The following is a 19,941-nucleotide window of genomic DNA, read 5'->3' as shown; positions in this document are numbered from 1 at the left end:
TGAAAAGGAGATGCTTGCATATGAACAAGAACATACACACGTTTTTAGGATTTGAAAGCCCGTATGACGAGGCTGACATAGTTGTTTTTGGAAGCCCATATGACGGAACGACATCTTTCAGGCCGGGCACGAGGTTCGCTCCTGCGACAATGAGGCAGGAGTCTTACGGCCTTGAGACATACAGCCCATACCTTGATATGGACATAATTGAGGATGCGGCCATATTTGACGGGGGAGACCTGGACCTTCCTTTTGGAAATACAGAAAGAGTCCTCGACATGATACACGAATATGCAAGCAGAGTCGTACACGACGAGAAGGTGCCTGTAATGATAGGCGGAGAGCACCTTGTAAGCTACCCTGCAGTCAAGGCGGTATTCGAAAAATATCCCGACCTTCACATAATACACTTTGACGCGCACACAGATTTGCGTGAAGACTACATGGGCGAGAAGCTATCGCACGCTACTGTAATTAGAAGAGCGTGGGAGCTTGTGGGCGACGGCAGGATACACCAGTTCGGCATAAGGTCGGGCGAAAAGGTAGAATTCGAATGGGCCAAAGCTCACACCAGCCTTACGAAGTTTGACTGCGCGGGGCTTGAAGACGCAGTTGAAAGCCTAAAGGGAAAGCCGGTGTATGTGACTATAGATCTTGACATTCTCGACCCTTCAATCTTTCCGGGAACAGGCACAATAGAGCCCGGCGGAATCACATTCAAGGAGATGATGTCTGCGATAGACACGCTCAAAGGCCTCAACATAGTAGGTGCTGACGTAGTAGAGCTTTCTCCGCACTACGACCAGAGCGGAACCTCGACTGCAGTTGCCTGCAAGGTTCTAAGGGAGCTGCTCCTGGCAATCGCATATAAATAGCATACTAACAGAATTATAGGATAAAATAAATCAGATATTCTGTGAGGGGATATATATGGATATAGGGAAAAAAATCAAAGAACTGCGCATGGCCAAGTCCCTTACGCAGGAGGAGCTCGCGAGCAGGTGCGACCTTTCGAAGGGTTTCATATCGCAGGTGGAGAGGGATCTTACATCGCCTTCGATATCTACGCTTGTTGACATACTCGAGAGCCTGGGGACGAATCTGAAGGATTTTTTCAACGAATACGAGGATGAGAAGATTGTATTCACAAGTGATGATGCATTTGAAACGGCTGACGAGGAGCTGGGCTACATACTTGAATGGATAGTGCCCAATGCCCAAAAGAATGACATGGAGCCCATACTGCTCACGCTGGAGCCTGGGGGAAGGTACAAGGAGGAAGAGCCCCACGAAGGCGAGGAGTTCGGCTACGTGCTCAGCGGCAACGTCGAGGTGCACCTTGGCAGCAGAAAGCACAAGGCCAAGAAGGGAGAGTGCTTCTACTACAAGGCCAAGGCCAGCCACTTCATATCGAATCCGGGGAAAGTCCAGGCCAAGGTTATATGGATAAGCACTCCGCCGTATTTTTAATTTTTAGAAGGAATTTAACGGTCACTCACCGTCTTGTGGGGATGACGAGTATACAAAGAGAGCCAGAAAACATATGAAAAAAAGAGCTGTAGGCGGAGAATGGCAAGCAATTGCAATTTCCAGCCTCTAGCTCTTTTTTTTTGTCAGCTTTGCATATCTTGTATTATGAAATTGCTTCCGGATAGCTTTTTGACCTGTTGTTTTATCTCGCCCATTTGCATTGCGAGCGTCTCGGGATCCCTAAATTTTAAGGGGTCTCCGCAGAAGCCGGCAATTGAAATAGACGTCAAGTCGAATTGCATATTTTTACCGTATCTGTCTGATGTTTCTATATATCCATTTTTTATATCATGCTCGTTGAAGAAGGCGAGCACGTCCTTGTCGAAATTGGAGATTATATCCTGGCATACTGACTCCGCATTCTCAAGGGTGCATTCGATTGTATATATGAAGTCGTCGCCGCCTATGTGTCCGACAAAGCTGTTGAAGGGAAACTTTGACTTGACGATATTTTCGATAAGCGTGGCCGTCAGTTTTATTATCTTGTCGCCGTTTTCAAAGCCGTACACATCGTTATATATCTTGAAATTGTCAAGATCTGCATAGAAAATGCAGCAAGCTCGGCCACGGGATATAAGGTCGTTCAGCACCCGACTTATGATCACATTGCCGGGAAGCTGGGTGAGAGGGTTGAGCTCCCTGGCATAGTTTTTCTCCATGGCGGTAGTATGCAGGAGCAGCTTTTTGATTGAAACTATCCCACAGTAATCGAATCCCTTTGTGACTATTATGCAGTCGTACGTCTTGGCGTCGTCCCTTTGCATGGCCGTTTCTGCGACCGTGTTTATGGGAGTAAAGTAGTCAACTATGAGCGGCGATGAATCCATTATGAGAGAAACCGGTCTTTTGGAAAACACGGAAACGCCGTACTGCCTTGCAAAGGCAGAGTTGAGGTTGGATTTCATAATGAGTCCGCGAGGAATCCCGTTGCGAGCAAGGCAAACGCCATCGAAGCCCTTGCTATCCAAAAAATCTTTGACGTCGCTGCACGAAATTTGCATGTCCAGGGAGGAACGCTCCTCGGCGAGGGAGCCTATGTAGTGGTAGTTGCTGTCATAGTCAAAAACGTTATTGGAGAGCGAATTGTACTGGGCAATCTTATTTTTTATGGTCTCAGGTATCTCCAAAAATGTGCTGGCCGGCCGTTGGAGATAATAGCCCTGTCCGGCATATACACCCAGACGTATGAGAGTTTGCAGCTCGCCCTCCGTTTCTATGCCCTCAGCTATGACTTTTATGTTGGTTGAAAGGCAAAGGTTGACTACGTTTTTAATGAGCGCCTGCTTGAACGTGTCGCTGTCTATATCGCGTATTAGCTCCATGTCTATTTTTATGTAGTGGGGCTTTGTGTTTGTAATGGTCCTAAGTCCTGAATAGCCGGCGCCCGTATCGTCTATTGCTATTTTGTAACCCTGCTCCGTGTAGTTGCTGAGTATCTGCGAAAAGGTCTCGTAGTCGCCTATGGCTGTTCTTTCGGTTATCTCAAATATTATTGAGTCGGGGGATATGTTGTGGGTTTTAAGGAATTCCTTGGTGAAGCCCTTTTGGAATTTTTCATCCCTTATTATGTTGGGGTCGATATTTATGAAAAGAAACCTTCCGTTATCCAGCTTTCCGGCTCTTTCAATGGCCTTTTGCCTGCATATGAGCTCGAGCTCCCATGTCATCCCAAGTTCATCAGCCGCCTTGAAAAGTGCAAGGGGTGAAGCCAGCATAGAGTCCGAAGGGCCGCGGCTCAAGGCTTCGTAACCCAGTATTGCGCCTTCGCGAAGAGAGACTATGGGCTGGAAGACTGTATGAATCTCCGACTGCGAGAGTATTCTGTTTAATTCAGCTGCTTTATTCAAAATTCTGCACCTCTGTTCAAATTGTTTTGATGGATAAAAGCTGCTAGCACTGGCTATTGTGGGTATATAAATAGTTATAAACAGCTACATGTTTGTCCATGAATAGTATATATCCTTGCAGAAGTTGTTTCAGTATCAAGGACGTTAAAAATGTTAACAGTAGGTTAAGCTGAGTAATCTGAATTTTTAGCGATTCCAAAGGATTTCAAGACTACATTGAATGGAGATGGTTACGATCAGAATAGGATATGCCTGCATAAATCTTTCAATAGACGCAGTTACAAGCAAGGGGTGCCTCCTGAGAAATGCTACGCCGCAGAGGCTGCGGGAGCTCATAGGCATGAATCTTGCAGGGCTGCGTAAAATACTCGAATACAATGCGAAGAAAGGCATAAGGCTCTTTAGGATAAGCTCAGACCTCATACCCTTCGGCTCGCACGAGGTCAACAATCTGGAGTGGCATCGAGAGTTTGAAGAGGAGCTCGATATCATAGCCCGGATAATAGAGCGCGAGGGAATGAGGGTGTCGATGCATCCAGGGCAGTATACTGTGCTCAATTCCAACAGGGAGGAAGTGGTAAGGAGCGCCGTAAGGGAGCTGGAATACCACGCCAGGGTGCTCGATTCCATAACCTCAACTCACGAGCATAAGATGGTGCTCCACATAGGGGGAGTTTACGGCGACAAGAAGGCCGCAGCCGGAAGATTCGTCGAGAACTACGGGGGGCTTCCGGACTCGGTCAAACGAAGGCTTGTAATAGAAAACGACGAGAAAAACTATAACTCATGCGAGGTCCTCAAGATAAGCTATGCGACGGGAGCGCCGGTCATATTCGACAACCTGCACAACGCTATTAATCCCTGCGGGGAAGGCGAGGCGACTCTTGTGAGAGAGTGTGCGAAGACATGGAAGAGCATAGACGGGCTGCCAAAGCTTCACTATTCGCAGCAGGACCGCGGCAAAAGGAGCGGAGCGCATTCGCAGACGATTGAGAGCGCGCCTTTTTTCAAATTCATAGAGGGCATGGGGGGCCTGGACGCCGATATAATGCTCGAGGTAAAGGACAAGAACATATCTGCCGAAAGGATGATGGCTCTGCTTGGCGGCTCAAGGGCGGAGCTGCAAAGGGAGTGGGCGCGTTATAAATACGCGGTAATGGAAAAATCATATGCAGCCTACAAGGAGATAGGTGTAGCCGTAGCTAAAGGCGAAACGGGAGCTGCCGAGATTTTCGGAATGGTAAACAGCGCGCTCGATGTGGAGCCTTCAGCAGGGGAGGCGGCCTGCGCCGCAGAGCACGTATGGGGCTACTTCAAAAAACAGGCCGGAACCGACGAGAAGGAAGCTTTCAAAAGCTTGATCGAAGGCTTCAGAGGCGGTGAAATCAGCCTGAAGGAGGTTAAGATATTCCTCTCGGAGCTTCGCGGCAAATATCCGGCGCCATATCTTAGCGACTCATATTACTTCAACACCTAAAACAAAATTACAAGGGGACAGTTCTTTTGGCTTGCATCATATGAATCCAAAGAAATAATTGGCCTTTAAATTTCGTTTTGTGATTTCCGATTGGCTCATGCACTCTGAAATCTGGAATTTTGAGAACTCGCTATGCTCAGACACTCAAAACTCCTGCGATTTCATTCATGCATTTCGCCAGGAAATCATTCAAAACTCATTAAATCAGGCCTGCTTTATTCCATTTGGATTCACAACAACATCCCTGTTCCCAGACTTTGATGCCTGCTATTTTATGAAGGGAGATGAGACAAATATGAGCCAAGTATTGGATTCTAGGAGAAAAACAAAGATATACTTTGCAGTGGGCATACTGCTGGCGGTGGTAGCAGCGATTTTTTTGTTCTCTCGCCCTGCAAAGGTTGACTATATAGATGTCAGTGCAAAGGACTACGCTAGGACTCTGCTCTGCACGGGAAGGGTGGCGCTTGAGGAATCGGCGGAGATAAGGGCGAAGGTGCCGGGGACAATAACGGATATCAAAAAAAGCGAAGGCGACAGCGTATCGCAGGGAGATGTGCTTGCAGTGCTCGACTCAAGCGAGAGGCGGCTGGAGCTTTCGAAGGCGCTCTCAGACCTTGCATCGGCCAGAGCCGGCTATGAAAACCTCATAAGCAGAGACTATCCTTTGGCTGCAAAGGACTACGAGCAGGCAAGTCTTGAGTATTCGGCTGCATATGATGCACATGAGAGAGTCAAATCGCTATATGAGATGGGTGGTATTTCAAAGCAGGAGCTGGACAATTCCAAGAGCAGACTGGATATACTGGCAGCCGAGCTTGAAAAGGCGACAATAAGGCTGGAGGCCCTTTCGGATGGCGGAAGCCTGAGGAAGGAGAAGCTTTCACAGGTGGAGAAGAGCGCATCTTACATTGAGCAGCTAAGAAGGCAGATAGCGGAGCATACGCTTTATTCCCCGATTAGTGGGATAATGATTTACAGGCAGGCGGAGCGGGGAGAGTTTGTACAGGCGGGGCAATTGCTCTTCCATATCGGCAACCCTCGGAGCAGATATGTGGGAATAATGGTTGACGAACAGGACCTGGCGCTTTTGAAGGTAGGTCAGGAGGCTGTAATATCGCCAAAGGCATATCCGGAAAAGAGAATAGGCGGCAGGCTGGATTATATAAGCCCTTCTGTCGAGGGAGAAACCGGCACGGTGAAAATAAGGATCAAGCCTCTTGAAGACGATGAAGTGCTCGTAAAGGATCTCACTGTTGATGCGGACATAAAAATCGGAGAGTACAAGGCTGCCATAGCGCTCCCAAGCGAATACGTAATATCAGACGACGGCAGGAGCTATGTATTCGCATATAGATCCGGCAAGGCTGTAAAGACTGAGATACAGGCGAGCATTAACCCGTCGCTGGGCAAGCTGATAGTTGAAAAAGGTATCTCCCAGGGAGACAAGGTACTAAGACCAGAAGGACTCAGAGACGGGCAAAGAGTAAGCCTGGGCGGGCAGGTGAATTAGCATGCTTGAGTTGAAAATAGGAATGAGATTCCTCAAGGAAGGAAGAATGCAGACTCTCCTCATACTCCTTGGGATATCAGCGGGCGTGGCAGTTCAGGTTTTTCTTGGCTCGCTCATAACAAGTCTGCAGGAGGATCTTATAAACAGGACTATAGGCACCAGCCCCCACATAACAATAGCGGGAGCCAAGCACAATCAGTCGTCTCTTCGCAATGAGAGCTCGGTAGCGACAAGTGGCAACATACCAGTCGAAAGAGAAAGACTGAGAAACTACCAGCAGATAACAGAACTTTTAGACAAGAATGAAAGCATTACAGCAGTGTCTCCTGTGGTGTCGGGAAGTGGTTTTGCAATGAAATCCGGGGACAGCACGCCTGTTACAATTAAAGGCGTGTCAATAGAAAGGGCCGACAGGATATATGACATTAGCGAGAGGCTTGCAGGCGGCAGGTTTGATGTAAGCGGCAGCAGCGTACTTATAGGCACAGCCCTTGCTAAGAAATACGGAATTGAGCCTGGAGCAAGTATTATGCTCAGGCTTCCAAGCGGCGTCAGCTCGGATTTTACTGTATCAGGTATTTTCGACCTGGAGAGCGAGGCGGTCAACGAAGGATTGGTCTTCATGGATATAAAGAGAGCCCAGAGCCTCTTTGGCTCCCTTAACTATGTGACACAGATAGAGCTCCAGGTGGAGGATGTGTTTGCGGCCGATTCAATAGACAAAAATATAGCGGTCTCGCTGCCGGATGCGGGAGTGAATAACTGGAAGGACGAGAACGCATCGCTGCTTACGGCATTGAGGAGCCAGAGCTCATCTTCATACACGATACAGGCTTTTGTAATTGCGGCAGTGGCCCTGGGCATATCAAGCGTGCTTGCGGTGTCGGTCGTTCAAAAGTCAAAGGAGATAGGCATACTAAAGGCCATGGGCATGAGGCCAAGGAGCATAGCTCGTGTATTCCTGCTTCAGGGAGCTATACTTGGAACAGCGGGTTCGGCAATAGGCATAGTCTTGGGTATTATTCTCATAGAGGGTTTCATACTCGGAACCTCACTTCAAAGCGGACAGCCAACCTTTGATATAAGAATAAGACCCCTGGCGATCATTGGCATAGCGGCAATAGCGCTAATTACAGGCACGCTTTCTGCCCTCATACCCGCAAGGCGCTCAGCGGGACTTGATCCGATAGAGGTGATAAGAAATGGATAGACAGGCAGAAGGCGACATGATGCTAAAGGCAAGCAAAATAACAAAGGTCTACGGCAAGACAGTTAAGAACCAGGTCCTGTTTGACATAGACCTTGAGATAAAAAAGGGCGAGTTCATGTCCATAATCGGGCCGTCAGGTTCGGGCAAGAGCACCCTCCTGAACATAATAGGAGCACTCGACCGCCCCACGACGGGAGAGCTTTTCATAGATGGAAAAGACACTACGCGCATGGACGACATAGAGCTCTCGGATTTCAGGAACAGGAGCCTTGGTTTCATATTCCAGTTCCACTACCTGTTGCCTGCGTTCACGGCGTTGGAAAACGTGCTCATGCCCTCGTGGATAATGAGCAGGAGTCCGTCCCCAAGGTTGCAGGAGCGGGCGAAGGAGCTCCTTTCAATGGTGGGACTTTCCGAAAAGATGAACAGCAAGCCTTCAGAGCTTTCGGGAGGCCAGCAGCAGAGGGTGGCAATAGCGCGCTCGCTGATAAACACTCCCCCGATAGTGCTCGCCGACGAGCCCACGGGTAACCTGGACACCGAATCGACAAGCCAGGTTTACGAGCTTCTCAGGAACATAAACAAGGAGCTCAATACGACGTTCATAGTCGTAACCCATGACAGGAGAATAGCCTCAAAATCAGACAGGATAGTAGAAATAGTAGACGGTCGGGTACAAAAGGACTACCCCACAGATGCCATAAACGACGAGGGCTTCTGGCAGGAGGTGTATCCGATATACTGCAAGTACTGCAAGAAATACGAGGAAAAATGCAGATGACAATCAAAAGCGCATTGCCCTTAGCGTTTAACTGAGGGAAATGCGCTTTATGTCGGTTATAGTGTCTCCAAGCTTTACAACACTCCAGGTTGAAGAAAGCCTCAAAGCCTCCATGTTCTTGAATATCATGTATGGGCGAGGTCTTCCGCACGAGCTGGTGGAATCAGGCGTAACCCAGATGTCAGGGCTGTACCCTTTTGCCATTGCAACTTCGGCCACAAGAGCCATCATGCTGTCGGTATAGCCGGTGGTAGACCCTATTTTGAGTCCTTTGAGTCTGAGCATCCGGACGGTTTCTACAACCCCCGGCAACGGACTTGCGTACTCGGCAATAGATTCCATAAGCAGAGGCTCGAATCTGGAGTAGAGCTGATCAACGTCGGGTTCATCTTCTACTCTATGCATTTTTAACGAATGGGGCGGAATTCCCCACTCTCAAGGCCACCTTGCTCACGATAGTGAGAGCGTAGGGTGGGGATGGATAGCCCTGCCGTAAGGCAAAAATAGTTTATGAAACAGAATCTGTGGTATACAATGAATACGAGGTGATGCCAATGATTCTTGATACAAACAATCATTCAGTATTCAAATTGAGTTACCACTTGATATTAGTTGTAAAATATCGTCGTAAGGTAATAGATTGTGCTATTTCCAACAGACTGAGAGAAATTTTCGAATATATATCTCCAAAGTACGGAATCACTATTGAAGAATGGAATCACGACAAAGATCATGTCCATGTCTTGTTTAGAGGCTGTCCAAACTCAGAAATATCAAAGTTTATAAATGCGTATAAGAGTGCAAGCAGTCGGCTGATTAAGAAAGAGTTTCCAACTATCAAGCAATATTTGTGGAAAGAATACTTTTGGAGCAAGAGTTACTGCCTGCTAACTACAGGTGGTGCGCCCATTGATATTGTCAGACAGTACATCGAAAGCCAAGGTCAGAAAGCGAGGTGAACCGCTATGCTAAGAGCTTACAAGTATCGAATCTATCCAAATGCAGAGCAAAGAGAATACTTCGCCAAGTGCTTCGGCTGTGTCAGATTCGTCTACAACAGAATGCTTGCAGACAGAATCGAGTATTACAAGCAAACTGGCAAGAGCTTAAACAACACTCCTGCCGAGTACAAGAAGGAGTTTGAGTGGCTCAAAGAAGTAGACAGCTTAGCTCTTGCAAATGCTCAACTCAATCTAAACAAGGCGTACAAGAACTTCTTTCGAGATAAGTCCGTGGGTTTTCCGAGATTCAAGTCGAAGAAGTCCAATAGGCACGCCTACACGACCAACAATCAAAAGGGCACAGTCACCATTGAAGATGGCTACATTAAGTTACCAAAGCTCAAATCCAAAGTCAGAGTCAAACAGCACAGAGATTTCGATGGATTGATCAAGTCGTGTACCGTTTCCAAAACCTCATCAGGCAAACATTTCATATCTGTGTTAGTTGACACTGAGCTTGCGCCATTGCCGAAAGCAGAAAATAAAGTCGGCATTGACGTAGGCCTAAAGGATTTTGCCATCTGTTCAAACGGTAAAGTGTTCCCGAATCCTAAATGGCTTAGAAATTCGGAAAAAAGGCTTGCCAAACTGCAAAAAAATTTATCGCGCAAAGCCAAGGGCAGCAGCAACAGAGCCAAAGCAAGGCTCAAAGTAGCCAAGCTGCATGAGAAGATTGCCAATCAGCGCAAAGACTTTCTTCATAAGGCTAGTTCTAAAATCGTCAGCGAAAACCAAGCAATAGCGATTGAAGACCTCAAAGTGAAGAATATGCTGAAGAATCATTGTCTCGCAAAAGCCATATCCGAAGTGTCGTGGAGCATGTTTAGGACAATGCTTGAATACAAGTCTAAGTGGAATGGCAGAGATTTGGTTATCGCACCATCGAATTATGCCAGTTCTCAATTATGTTCAGACTGCGGATATAAAAATCCAGAAGTCAAAAATCTTGGACTAAGAAAGTGGACTTGCCCTGAGTGTAGAGCAGTACACGAGCGTGATATAAACGCGGCAAAAAATTTGCTGAAACTAATATAATAGTTTTGGTATTTTCGAGGTCGGGACGACCTTAGGAGCTTGGGTAAACTTGGAGCGGTAGCTCTATTGACCAAGAAGCTCCCACTTCTAAAGTGGGGGTAGTTCACGCCCCCTCATGTAGTCTTCAATTATATTGCACAGTTCAAGCGTGTTTTCCTCGTAGATTTCTCCAATGTTGCCTATCCGGAAGGTGTCTTTGTCGGTAAGCTTGCCGGGATACATTATATAGCCGCGATCCTTGACATGGCTATAGAAGCATTCAAAGTCAAAGTCTTCGTCAGGGAAAAGGAATGTTGTTATTATAGGTGATTGGAGCTCACTGGCGATGTAAGACTCTATTCCAGCTTCACTTAGCCGACTTCTCAAAAGTACGTTGTTTTTGTGGTAGCGCACATGTCTTGCTGAAACGCCGCCTTCAGCCTCGAGCTCATCGAGAGCCTTTGCAAATGCAGCCACGACATGCGTGGGGGAAGTGTACCTCCATTTCCCGCTCTTATCCATCGCCCTCCACTGGTCGTAAAGGTCAAGTGCAAGGCTACTTGAGTGGCCCTTGCACATTGAGAGCTTGTCTTTTCTGGCTATGACAAAGCTGAATCCGGGAACACCTTGAATGCATTTGTTGGCGCTGCTTATTAGAAAATCTATGCCAAGGCTTTGCATATCTATTGGAATGCCGCCGAAACTGCTCATCGCATCGACAATAAGTGTCTTGCCGAACTCGAGTGATATCCTGGCAACTTCCTCAAGGGGATTGAGTATTCCGGTAGTCGTTTCGCAGTGAACCATCACAATATGTGTTATTGTGTAGTCGTTTTCAAGAATATTTCGTATGCGGCCTATATCGTGAATCGAGTCACATTTGGTGGCATAGACAGTGTGGTGTATGCCGAGACGATCAGCCATGGCCGCAATCCTTTCGCCGTAGGCTCCGTTGATTAGAAGGAGACATTTGTCGCAAGTTGAAATCGCCGTACACAGAGTAGCTTCTACTCCGAAGCTCCCGCTGCCTTGCATAAGCACTGTAGTGTAGCGCTCAGAAGGCGCACTGGCTATTTCAAGCAGCTGGTTTCTTATCTTTTGGGTTATCATCTTGTATTCATCGTCCCAGGTACAGCGGTCGATTAGCATTTCTTCTTTTACAGATTTGGTGGTTGTTAGAGGTCCTGGAGTCAAAAGCTTGTATGTTTTCATGCATAATCTCCTTTTGTCAGATTAGTGTAAAATCGCAAATCACAGTTACATCATGAAAATCGCTGCCTCGCGATGACATTTCAAGGGTCTATCTACCCTTGCACCCTATGTTTATGTACCTTTGCTTTTGTAGCCTCTTCTCGCCTATCCTTTCGAGGTCACGCCTGTAATCGCTGTCGGTGGTCAGCCGCATGGCCGCCTTTATCAGATATGAGGATTTGGGCACTTTTCTTCTCTTTATCAGATCGATGCACGTAACAGCACCCTTATAACTCTCAAAATGGCTGTGGTTCTCGTAGCCTCCGCTTGCGTTCACAACTACATAGTCACGTCCCGTCTGAAGCACCTTGAAATTGTCAATGCTTGACATCACTCTGCACATGCAAAGCACCTCCCATATATAATAGCTATCAGAGAAAAAATGGCTGTAATAATCTTGAATTGTACTGTTGAAACATATAGAAAGTAAAAAAAGGAACCGGAGACAATCTAAGCGATCTCCTGTTCCTTTTTTATGAGGTTGTCTGCATATTTTCCGATTTCATAGCCTATATGGTTCCAGTCATAAACGCGCACTACGCCCTCGGGCAGCGGTCCACGGTTGTATTCGCAGTCTATAAGCAGTACATAGAAGCCGGCGGCTGAAAGCTCCAGGGCGTTTTCATACCTGTCCTCTATGAATATGTCGCAGAGTAGCTCCCTTGCCTTGTCGACCTTGTAGTGTGAGCCGAGCAGGTGAACTTCGCCCAGGTGGACATCATTCTCCATAAGCCACATGTGAGTTAGGCTGTCCAGCTTTTTATGCCTGGCGCTGACATAGTCAAGCCTGCAGTACGAGGCAATGTCCTGGAGTACCTGCGCTGCATATTCTCTTATGCGTGCGCCCGAGTGTATATCAAAGCACACGTCGTTGTAAAAATCAACATAATCCTCGCGGGGAATGCCAAGCACTTTGTGGATTTCATAGCATGTAACTTCTGAAGGCTTCATGTCCACGCCGAAGTGTCGGTTGGCCCTCTCGAGCCAGTAGTAGGGCTCCGTAACGGTTCCGTCGATGTCTATGCATATGTTGAGTTCCATAGTATCACTCCTTATAAAAGTTTGTCCCTCATACTTATTTTACCCTGCGGTCTATGAAACGACGGTTAAAAGCGGGTTAAGCAGCATTAACTTTAGGTAAACCCGCTTGAAGGCAAAGTTTTTTTGGGTTAATCTCATGTTGAGGGGAAACACAGGCAAGAGAGAATAGTGTATATATATGATTCGACGGGGGTGTTATTATGAAGTTTCTCATAAGCATAAACAGCATTGGGTTCAACGTTCCGCCGGAGCTCCTTGTACAGGTTATAAAACATATAGACACCGGCAACGCAGTAGAAGGCATAGAGCTAAATGCCAACGTGTTTGACGGGGTGGAGAGGGAGTACCTCATGCGAATGGCGCATGCGACTACAGCAAACGGACTGCTGCTTCAAATACACGCCCCCGGACCAGAAACCCACTGCGCAAGCGACGAAAAAATAGACAGACTGCTCGAAACATACGACAAGGTCGCCAGGATAACAGGCCAGCCAGCGCGCGTGGTTTTCCATCCGGTGAGCTCAGCGAATTGCGAGCTTGCCATGGAACTTACTCAAAACTACATTGAAACCATCCTCCTAAAAATAGACAACAAGGGTCTATTGATTGTTCCAAGCCTTGAAAATCTCAACGACACCAGCCATCTCGCAAGGCTTGGAACAAAACAAATAGACAGCCTGCTCGCAAATACAGGCATGGGCTTTTGCTGGGATGTCGGACACGATGTAATCAGCGGAAACGATTCATACAGACTTCCTAAGGGTCTCGAAAAGAGCCTTGAGAACGTCCATATTCATGACGTAAGCGACACCGACCACTGCCCTTTTTATCATTTCAACACGGATTTTGTAAAAACCCTGAGATATTTAGAACATATTGGGTATAAAGAAAGTGTAGTCCTCGAGATAAATATAAATAAGCTAAACGCCAGCTCGACTTTTCAAAGATACCATGAATACATCGGCAATCTCATGATGATAAGGAGCTACAGGCAGCAGTGGCTGGTCGAGGACATAAGCAGCACCAGGGGCTATAAGGGGCAGGAGGTAGTATAATGGGGAATTCGATAATTGAGCTTATAGAGAGGCTAAAGGGTGAGAGGGAAACAGAAAATACATATGAGAGCATGAGGAACAAAATAGACAAACAGATAACAGAGTACACGAACCTCATAAAAGAAAAAAAGCCTGTTTAGGCTTTTTTTGTTTTGCGGCTCATAATTAAAATGAAGATAACTGGAGGCGGTTGCGTTGAAGATAATACTTGTAAGGCATGCAAAAGCCCAGGAGCGGGGAAGCACAGAGGACGATTCGAAAAGAAATCTTGTCGAGAAGGGCTACAATCAGGCGGAAAAGGCTGCAAGGCAGCTAAAGCACATTATAGAACATTGCGGCAACACATATATATGGTCAAGCCCGCTTGCAAGAGCCTGGCAGACGGCTCTCGTGCTTGAAGAGGAGCTGAGCATAAGATATGTCCAGCAGATGGATTTCATAGCAGAGGGCACGGCGCAGGACCTGATAAGGAACATAAAGGCGGTTGGGAGCACTGACTGCCTCATCATAGTCGGGCATGAGCCGTATCTTGGCGAGTGGGTGAGCGAAATAACAGGTGAGAGCGTAGAGTTCAAAAAATGCCAGATTGCAGTTTTGGAATTCAAGGAAGGCTCGTATTTAAAAGGCTCGTTCAAGTTGCTCGAGAGGGAGTAGCTTGATATTGCCAATGGACATTGGCTGATATTATGGCTATAATCGACTTAAGGCTTTTATTTTACAAAAGCGGGAAAGGAGAAATTAAAATGACAGATGCGGAACTAATAAAGGTGCAGGACGAAGAAGGAAATGACATAGAGCTTGAGCTTATAGAGACAATAGAACTTGACGGAAATGAGTATGTAATACTTGCGCCAGCGGGCCAGGAGGAAGACGCCTACGTATACAAGGTTGTAGATTCACCCGAGGGCAAAAAATACGTGGCGATAGAGGACGAAGACGAATTCGAAAGAGTTGCCGAAGAATACGAATCATATTTCGACGAGGAATAAAGGAGGACTCATGGAGCCATTCAGAATTATAGTCATGGAGAAGGACCTTGAGTCCGGAATGCTAACAAGCGAGATAACAAGCTACAAGGTGGACAAGGGCGGAGAGCTTATAGGAGCAGTACATGCCGAGAAAACTGATGACGGGTATGTCATAGACATAAAGTTCACGACAGACAGAGATCTTGATGACTGGGAGTATTCAGCGGTTTTCGACTACTATGACATCGAAGCTCTGGGCGATGGCATGATAAGCGCAGAGGAAGACACCTCGTTTTTCAATCCCGTATGGGAAGTCAGGATCAAAATGGACGATGACGACGAGAAGATGGAGGCCATAATACAAAATCTCACAGAGCGCCACATGGCCGAGCTTGAGAGCGTATACCAAGAAATAAAGGACAAGAGGGAAGACTACAGGGAGTTCGACGAAACCCCTCACATTCTCGACTAATATTGCAAAACAAAAAAAGACGCTAATCTGCAAACCGCAGACTGCGTCTTTTTTGACTTAGTCGTCCTCTCTGAGGATGTTGATATTCTTGCCGTCCATTATCCTGTTCATGTTTCTGACGGCGCACATTTTGCCGCACATTGTGCACGAATCCTCATGGGCAGGCTTGGACTCCGCCCTGTAGCGCCTTGCCTTTTCAGGGTCGAGTGAGAGGTCGAACATCTTCTCCCAGTCGAGCTCGGCTCTTGCCTTGCTCATGCTGTTATCCCACTCCCTTGCCCCAGGAACGCCCTTGGCAATGTCGGCAGCGTGAGCGGCTATCCTGGAGGCTATTATGCCTTCCTTCATATCGTCCAGGTTGGGCAGCCGCAGGTGCTCGGCAGGAGTTACGTAGCAAAGGAAGTCGGCGCCGTTTGCAGCCGCGATTGCACCGCCGATTGCGCTGGTTATGTGGTCGTATCCCGGAGCTATGTCTGTAACTATAGGTCCGAGGACGTAGAATGGAGCGCCGTGGCAGAGCTTCTTTTGAAGCTGCATATTGGCGGCAACCTCGTTGAGGCTCATGTGGCCGGGGCCTTCAACTATTACCTGAACGTCCTTTTCCCAAGCTCTCTTTGTAAGCTCTCCAAGAACTATGAGCTCCTTTATCTGGCTCGCATCCGTCGAGTCGGCGATGCTTCCGGGCCTGTATGCGTCGCCGAGGCTTATAGTTACGTCGTATTTTCTGCATATATCAAGCAGCTCGTCGTAGTATTCGTAGAAAGGATTCTCGTTGCCTGTAAGCTCCATCCACGCGTAGAGCAGCGAGCCACCCCTTGAAACTATGTTGGTAAGCCTGCTGTTTCTTTTGAATATGCCGGCAGTCTCTCTGTTTATTCCGGCGTGTATTGTCATGAAGTCGACGCCGTCTACTGCGTGCTTTTCAACGACCTTCAGAAATTCTTCGGGCGATATTTCCGAAAGCTCCTTGTCATAAAAGCCTACGGCGTCATACATTGGAACTGTTCCTATCATGGCTGAAGACATCTCCACCAGCCTTCTTCTGAATTCCTCTGTCTTTCCAAAAGAGCTAAGGTCCATTATGGCCTCGGCCTTCATTTCTATTGCTTTCCTCACCTTGTCAAGCTCAGTGTCAACGCATCTGCAGTCCTTCGATATCCCGAGGTTTACGTTTATCTTTGTTCTAAGGCCTTCTCCCACGCCCTCGGCGTCAAGCGACTTGTGGTTCTTGTTTGCGGGTATAGCAATCCTTCCCTTTGCAACAAGGTCCATAAGCACTGCTGCCTCCATGTTCTCTTTTCTGGCTACTGTCTCCATCTCTTTTGTGAGAATGCCCTTTTTGGCAGCATCCATCTGAGTAGTATAAGTCATTTGAATTCTCCTTTGAATTTTGAATTTTATTATATATTCTTTGATTTTTTAACTATGTCAAGCAGCCTCTTTGATGAATCAAGCGGACTGGGGCTTGCAACTATGGCAGAAACCACTGAAATGCCGTCTATGCCGGCCGACATTGGTATGTGGGCATTGATCTCGTTTATTCCCCCGATTGCGACAACCGGAATGTCCACGGAGTCTTTTATGCGTCTAAGCTCGTCGATGCCTACGCTGTCTGCATCGCTCTTTGTGCCGGTAGGGAAAACGGCGCCCACGCCCAGATAGTCGGCTCCTTCTTCGAGAGCGAGAAGGGCATCATCAACACAAGATGCTGAAACTCCTATAATCTTCTCGCTGCCAAGTATACTTCTTGCCACATCAAGGGGCATGTCGCTCTGGCCTATGTGAAGGCCGTCGGCGTCGACTGCAAGCGCTATGTCTGCGCGGTCATTTATTATAAAAGGCACGCCATAGCTGCGGGTCAGCTTTCTCAGCTCGAGAGCTATGCTGTAGAACTCTGCGGAGGAGGCGTCCTTTTCGCGGAGCTGCACAACGCTCACGCCTCCCCTTATGGCGGCTTCGATGCATTCAATGAACTCTCCGCGGCAAAGAGTTCTGTCTGTTACAAGATACAGGCTGTAGTCTAATTTATTTTTCACAGGATATGTCACCCATCTCTCTAAGCCTTTGGGGAGTGAGGTTTGACACGGAGTCAAACAGTCTTATCCTGAAGGTGCCGGTGCCTTCCTCTTCCTTAAGCATGCTTTTGGCAACCTCGCCGGATATGCCCATGCTCATTATGCCGGCTGCAGCGCCTATGAAAGGATCTCTGATGGAGCCGCAGAATGCGCCTATTAGAGAGGTGCACATGCAGCCAGTGCCTGTAACCCTTGAGAGCATAGGCGTTCCGTTTTTGATGAATACGGCCTTTTCGCCTGAAACTATTATGTCGACAGCGCCCGTTACTGCTACGGTGCAGGAAAGGCTTTTTGAAAGCTTAATTGCTGAGCCCAGGGCCTCCATGCCGGACTCGCTTGAGTCGACACCTTTAATTCCTGCGCATTCGCCGGCGAGTAGCATTATCTCCGAGGCGTTGCCCCTTACTACGGCGAACCTGGCGTTTTCAATCAGCTTCCTTGCCGACTCAGTGCGCAGCGCGGTTGCTCCAACGCCAACAGGATCGAGCACTACAGGGATTGAAAGCTCATTTGCTGCCTTGGCCGCATGTATCATGGATTCTATGCTCCTCTTGTCGAGTGTGCCTATGTTTAGTACGAGCGCATCAGCGCAGGCTGCCATCTCGGCAGATTCGTCAATCGACGGGGCCATTACTGGTGAACCGCCTATGGCAAGAGTTATGTTGGCGCAGTCGTTTACTGTCACGTCGTTAGTTATGTGGTGGACTAGCGGCTTTTTCTCGTGCAGTGCAGAGAGTGCGGCTGATATCTGCTCGAGAAGATATTCACTGCACTGGTTTTTAAGGCTGTTTGACATGTTTAATCATCTCCTTTTTTAGATATGCATGCATATGATTTACGGGGCCGCAGCCCTTTCCAATGTCGAGTGAATGCTCTATTGCAAGCGTTATATATTCCTTGGCCCTTTTGACGGATTCTTCGAGAGAATATCCAAGGGCCAGGTTGGCGGCTATGGCTGAGGAAAGCGTGCAGCCCGTACCGTGTGTGTTCTTGGTGTCTATGCGTCTTGAAGCGAAATGGCGAAAGGTTTTGCCGTCATAGAGCACGTCCACGGCGTCGGCTGCGCTGTGCCCGCCCTTTACAAGTACGTTGCAGCGGCAGCTTTCGAAAAGTTTGCGTGCTGCTTCCTCCATGTCCGCTATGTCTTTTATATGGAGTCCAGTCAGGCAATTGGCCTCTGGAATGTTGGGAGTTATTAGAAAAGCCAGAGGGAACATGAGCTTTATAAGCGATTCCTTGGCGTCGGCGCTGAGCAGGTCATGGCCGCTCGTTGATACCATTACAGGATCAAGCACGATATTGCCGGGCCTGTGCTTTCTGAGGGAATGGCTTACAGCCTCTATTGTCTGCGGTCTTGAGAGCATTCCTATCTTTACGGCATCCGAACCTATATCCTCGAGAACTGCTTCTATCTGGGCCTTTATGATGTCCGGGCTGATGTCCTCTATGGCGCGCACGCCCTGAGTATTCTGGGCTGTTATGGCCGTAATCGCGCTCGCGCCGAAAACGCCGTGGGCGCAGAAAGTCTTCAGGTCAGCCTGTATTCCGGCGCAGCCCCCGGAATCAGAGCCGGCTATTGTAAGAACCTTTTTCAAAACGCCACCTCCTTAATTTGGGAAATAAAAAAGAGCATACACCCCAGTATAAGGATATATGCTCTTCACGGCAAAATTAATGTCGCTCAAACTTCCCTACGCTGGCATTATCCAGATCAGGTTAAAGGGTTAAAGAAATACATCTTTATCTCAGCCGGTCGCTCCGGCACCCCTAGTCAGAAAAAACTTGTTATTTTTTTGTTTTACAGTTTGATACTAACATACGCCGCATCTAAAATCAAACAATATTTTCACGAAATTTCCACTGGACGTTCACAAGAATGTCACACAAGCAGGGCATAATAGTAAATGTAACAAGGAAAACAACATAAACAATATGAATTTAAAAGGAGTGAATATCATGAAACTATTCAGCAAAAGAACAGCGTTACTTACAACTACTGCAGTAGCAGTGCTTTCACTGGGAGCAGTCGCATTTGCGGATTCAATAATGACGCCGGCGCAGATATATTCCGAAGTGACAGGAAAGACAGTAGAGCAGGCTTACACCGACAGACAGACATCCGGAGAAAGCTACGGAAAGCTTGCGCAGGATGCCGGCAAGTATGAGGAGTTCAAAAGCCAGATGATGGAAAGTAAGAAAGCAGTGCTTGAGGAAAGGGTAAGCAGCGGACAGATGACACAGGAGCAGGCTGACGCCTTAATGGAAAGAATGGAAAACTGCGAAGGCGATAGCCAGGGATTGGGCAGAGCAGCCGGAGCAGGCTTTGGACGCGGTTCAATGCAGGGAAAAGGTAATGGCGAAAGACTTAAAGACGGTAGTGGACAAGGCCTCAGAAACGGCAGTGGCTTTGGACAGGGAAACGGTAATGGACAGGGAATAAATCAGGCAAAATAACATAGCATTTTAGCACACTGAAACAGCCTTCGGCGCATAGCCGGAGGTTTTTTCGCATTAAGATGGCGGCCGAATTCAAAGGAATAATTGGCCTTTAAATTTGAAATCATTCAAAACTCATTAAATCAGGCCTGCTTTACTCCGTTTGGATTCGCGTCATGTAGCTGCCGAGACAGAATGACTGTTACCTTGTTGCAGTACAAGTGTATATTGGGTATCATAAAATCAGATAAACGATATTGAGACGGGGGT

Annotated in this window: 23 protein-coding genes and 1 riboswitch; of the genes, 14 read left to right on the top strand and 9 right to left on the bottom strand. The window is 47.6% G+C overall.

The window, feature by feature from the left end; all coding sequences use genetic code 11:
• Positions 1–20 precede the first annotated feature (20 nt).
• Both speB and EAL2_RS10470 read left to right on the top strand, forming a co-directional pair.
• Positions 21–875 carry an agmatinase gene (gene speB, locus EAL2_RS10475; protein WP_038602070.1) on the top strand — a complete coding sequence of 285 codons (855 nt, stop codon included), beginning with the start codon at positions 21–23 and terminating at the stop codon, positions 873–875.
• Positions 876–930: 55 nt separating this feature from the next.
• On the top strand, positions 931–1,470 hold the full coding sequence (locus tag EAL2_RS10470) for a helix-turn-helix domain-containing protein (protein ID WP_025436336.1): 540 nt from the start codon (positions 931–933) through the stop codon (positions 1,468–1,470).
• Between the two features lie 143 nt (positions 1,471–1,613).
• Here the strand turns inward: EAL2_RS10470 and EAL2_RS10465 are convergent, their stop codons facing one another.
• Entirely contained in the window at positions 1,614–3,377 is a 1,764-nt protein-coding gene (locus EAL2_RS10465) for a GGDEF domain-containing protein (RefSeq protein ID WP_025436335.1), read from the bottom strand.
• Between the two features lie 220 nt (positions 3,378–3,597).
• On the opposite strand from EAL2_RS10465, the gene uvsE reads away from it, so the two are divergent.
• From uvsE to EAL2_RS10445, 4 genes are all read left to right on the top strand, one after another.
• A complete protein-coding gene (uvsE, locus tag EAL2_RS10460; protein ID WP_051489154.1) occupies positions 3,598–4,854 on the top strand; it encodes a UV DNA damage repair endonuclease UvsE in 1,257 nt (418 codons plus the stop codon).
• Between the two features lie 295 nt (positions 4,855–5,149).
• The gene (locus tag EAL2_RS10455; protein WP_025436333.1) at positions 5,150–6,367 is read left to right on the top strand and encodes an efflux RND transporter periplasmic adaptor subunit; all 1,218 of its coding nucleotides are present in this window, start codon (positions 5,150–5,152) and stop codon (positions 6,365–6,367) included.
• Between the two features lies 1 nt (position 6,368).
• Complete coding sequence (locus tag EAL2_RS10450; RefSeq protein WP_025436332.1) at positions 6,369–7,577, top strand: ABC transporter permease; 1,209 nt, start codon at positions 6,369–6,371, stop codon at positions 7,575–7,577.
• On the top strand, positions 7,570–8,358 hold the full coding sequence (locus EAL2_RS10445; protein ID WP_070810852.1) for an ABC transporter ATP-binding protein: 789 nt from the start codon (positions 7,570–7,572) through the stop codon (positions 8,356–8,358). The genes EAL2_RS10450 and EAL2_RS10445 overlap by 8 nt, the downstream gene beginning before the upstream one ends.
• 27 nt (positions 8,359–8,385) lie before the next feature.
• On the opposite strand, the gene EAL2_RS10440 is transcribed toward EAL2_RS10445, so the two are convergent.
• Positions 8,386–8,763, bottom strand: coding sequence for an HAD family hydrolase (locus tag EAL2_RS10440; RefSeq protein WP_025436330.1), 378 nt, complete (start codon positions 8,761–8,763; stop codon positions 8,386–8,388).
• 149 nt (positions 8,764–8,912) lie between these two features.
• Here EAL2_RS10440 and tnpA point away from each other — a divergent pair, with 149 nt between their 5' ends.
• Entirely contained in the window at positions 8,913–9,317 is a 405-nt protein-coding gene (tnpA, locus tag EAL2_RS10435) for an IS200/IS605 family transposase (RefSeq protein ID WP_025436329.1), read from the top strand.
• Positions 9,318–9,323: 6 nt separating this feature from the next.
• Positions 9,324–10,394 carry an IS200/IS605 family element RNA-guided endonuclease TnpB gene (gene tnpB, locus EAL2_RS10430; RefSeq protein WP_025436328.1) on the top strand — a complete coding sequence of 357 codons (1,071 nt, stop codon included), beginning with the start codon at positions 9,324–9,326 and terminating at the stop codon, positions 10,392–10,394.
• An 87-nt stretch (positions 10,395–10,481) separates the two neighbouring features.
• On the opposite strand, the gene phnW is transcribed toward tnpB, so the two are convergent.
• From phnW to EAL2_RS10415, 3 genes are all read right to left on the bottom strand, one after another.
• Positions 10,482–11,585: a 2-aminoethylphosphonate--pyruvate transaminase gene (gene phnW / locus EAL2_RS10425; RefSeq protein ID WP_025436327.1), complete on the bottom strand. Its 1,104-nt coding sequence runs from the start codon at positions 11,583–11,585 to the stop codon at positions 10,482–10,484.
• Positions 11,586–11,673: 88 nt separating this feature from the next.
• Positions 11,674–11,967, bottom strand: coding sequence for a hypothetical protein (locus tag EAL2_RS10420; RefSeq protein ID WP_025436326.1), 294 nt, complete (start codon positions 11,965–11,967; stop codon positions 11,674–11,676).
• Positions 11,968–12,074: 107 nt separating this feature from the next.
• Entirely contained in the window at positions 12,075–12,665 is a 591-nt protein-coding gene (locus EAL2_RS10415) for a 5' nucleotidase, NT5C type (protein WP_025436325.1), read from the bottom strand.
• A gap of 200 nt (positions 12,666–12,865) precedes the next feature.
• On the opposite strand from EAL2_RS10415, the gene EAL2_RS10410 reads away from it, so the two are divergent.
• The 5 genes from EAL2_RS10410 (at position 12,866) to EAL2_RS10395 (ending at position 15,160) form a co-directional block, all read left to right on the top strand.
• The gene (locus tag EAL2_RS10410) at positions 12,866–13,720 is read left to right on the top strand and encodes a sugar phosphate isomerase/epimerase family protein (protein ID WP_025436324.1); all 855 of its coding nucleotides are present in this window, start codon (positions 12,866–12,868) and stop codon (positions 13,718–13,720) included.
• A complete protein-coding gene (locus EAL2_RS15545; protein WP_158408925.1) occupies positions 13,720–13,860 on the top strand; it encodes a hypothetical protein in 141 nt (46 codons plus the stop codon). Before EAL2_RS10410 ends, EAL2_RS15545 begins: the two co-directional genes overlap by 1 nt.
• Before the next feature lie 55 nt (positions 13,861–13,915).
• Complete coding sequence (locus EAL2_RS10405; protein WP_025436323.1) at positions 13,916–14,374, top strand: SixA phosphatase family protein; 459 nt, start codon at positions 13,916–13,918, stop codon at positions 14,372–14,374.
• 89 nt (positions 14,375–14,463) lie between these two features.
• Complete coding sequence (locus tag EAL2_RS10400) at positions 14,464–14,709, top strand: DUF1292 domain-containing protein (protein WP_025436322.1); 246 nt, start codon at positions 14,464–14,466, stop codon at positions 14,707–14,709.
• Positions 14,710–14,719: 10 nt separating this feature from the next.
• A complete protein-coding gene (locus EAL2_RS10395; RefSeq protein WP_025436321.1) occupies positions 14,720–15,160 on the top strand; it encodes a DUF6762 family protein in 441 nt (146 codons plus the stop codon).
• A gap of 57 nt (positions 15,161–15,217) precedes the next feature.
• On the opposite strand, the gene thiC is transcribed toward EAL2_RS10395, so the two are convergent.
• From thiC to thiD, 4 genes are read right to left on the bottom strand one after another with little or no spacing between them, the layout of a single operon-like run.
• On the bottom strand, positions 15,218–16,531 hold the full coding sequence (gene thiC, locus EAL2_RS10390) for a phosphomethylpyrimidine synthase ThiC (RefSeq protein ID WP_025436320.1): 1,314 nt from the start codon (positions 16,529–16,531) through the stop codon (positions 15,218–15,220).
• A 29-nt stretch (positions 16,532–16,560) separates the two neighbouring features.
• The gene (gene thiE, locus EAL2_RS10385; protein ID WP_025436319.1) at positions 16,561–17,196 is read right to left on the bottom strand and encodes a thiamine phosphate synthase; all 636 of its coding nucleotides are present in this window, start codon (positions 17,194–17,196) and stop codon (positions 16,561–16,563) included.
• A complete protein-coding gene (gene thiM, locus EAL2_RS10380; protein WP_025436318.1) occupies positions 17,186–18,031 on the bottom strand; it encodes a hydroxyethylthiazole kinase in 846 nt (281 codons plus the stop codon). Before thiM ends, thiE begins: the two co-directional genes overlap by 11 nt.
• On the bottom strand, positions 18,015–18,830 hold the full coding sequence (gene thiD, locus EAL2_RS10375) for a bifunctional hydroxymethylpyrimidine kinase/phosphomethylpyrimidine kinase (RefSeq protein WP_025436317.1): 816 nt from the start codon (positions 18,828–18,830) through the stop codon (positions 18,015–18,017). The genes thiM and thiD overlap by 17 nt, the downstream gene beginning before the upstream one ends.
• A 76-nt stretch (positions 18,831–18,906) precedes the next feature.
• A riboswitch (TPP riboswitch) is annotated at positions 18,907–19,014 on the bottom strand.
• Positions 19,015–19,191: 177 nt separating this feature from the next.
• Between thiD and EAL2_RS10370 the strand changes: the two genes are divergently transcribed.
• The gene (locus EAL2_RS10370) at positions 19,192–19,689 is read left to right on the top strand and encodes a DUF2680 domain-containing protein (RefSeq protein WP_025436316.1); all 498 of its coding nucleotides are present in this window, start codon (positions 19,192–19,194) and stop codon (positions 19,687–19,689) included.
• Positions 19,690–19,941 lie beyond the last annotated feature (252 nt).

Origin of the sequence: Peptoclostridium acidaminophilum DSM 3953 (genome assembly GCF_000597865.1) — a bacterium.
Classification (GTDB): domain Bacteria; phylum Bacillota; class Clostridia; order Peptostreptococcales; family Peptostreptococcaceae; genus Peptoclostridium_A; species Peptoclostridium_A acidaminophilum.
Note: the sequence above shows the minus strand (reverse complement) of the source record. Positions and strands in the feature narration are given on the sequence as shown.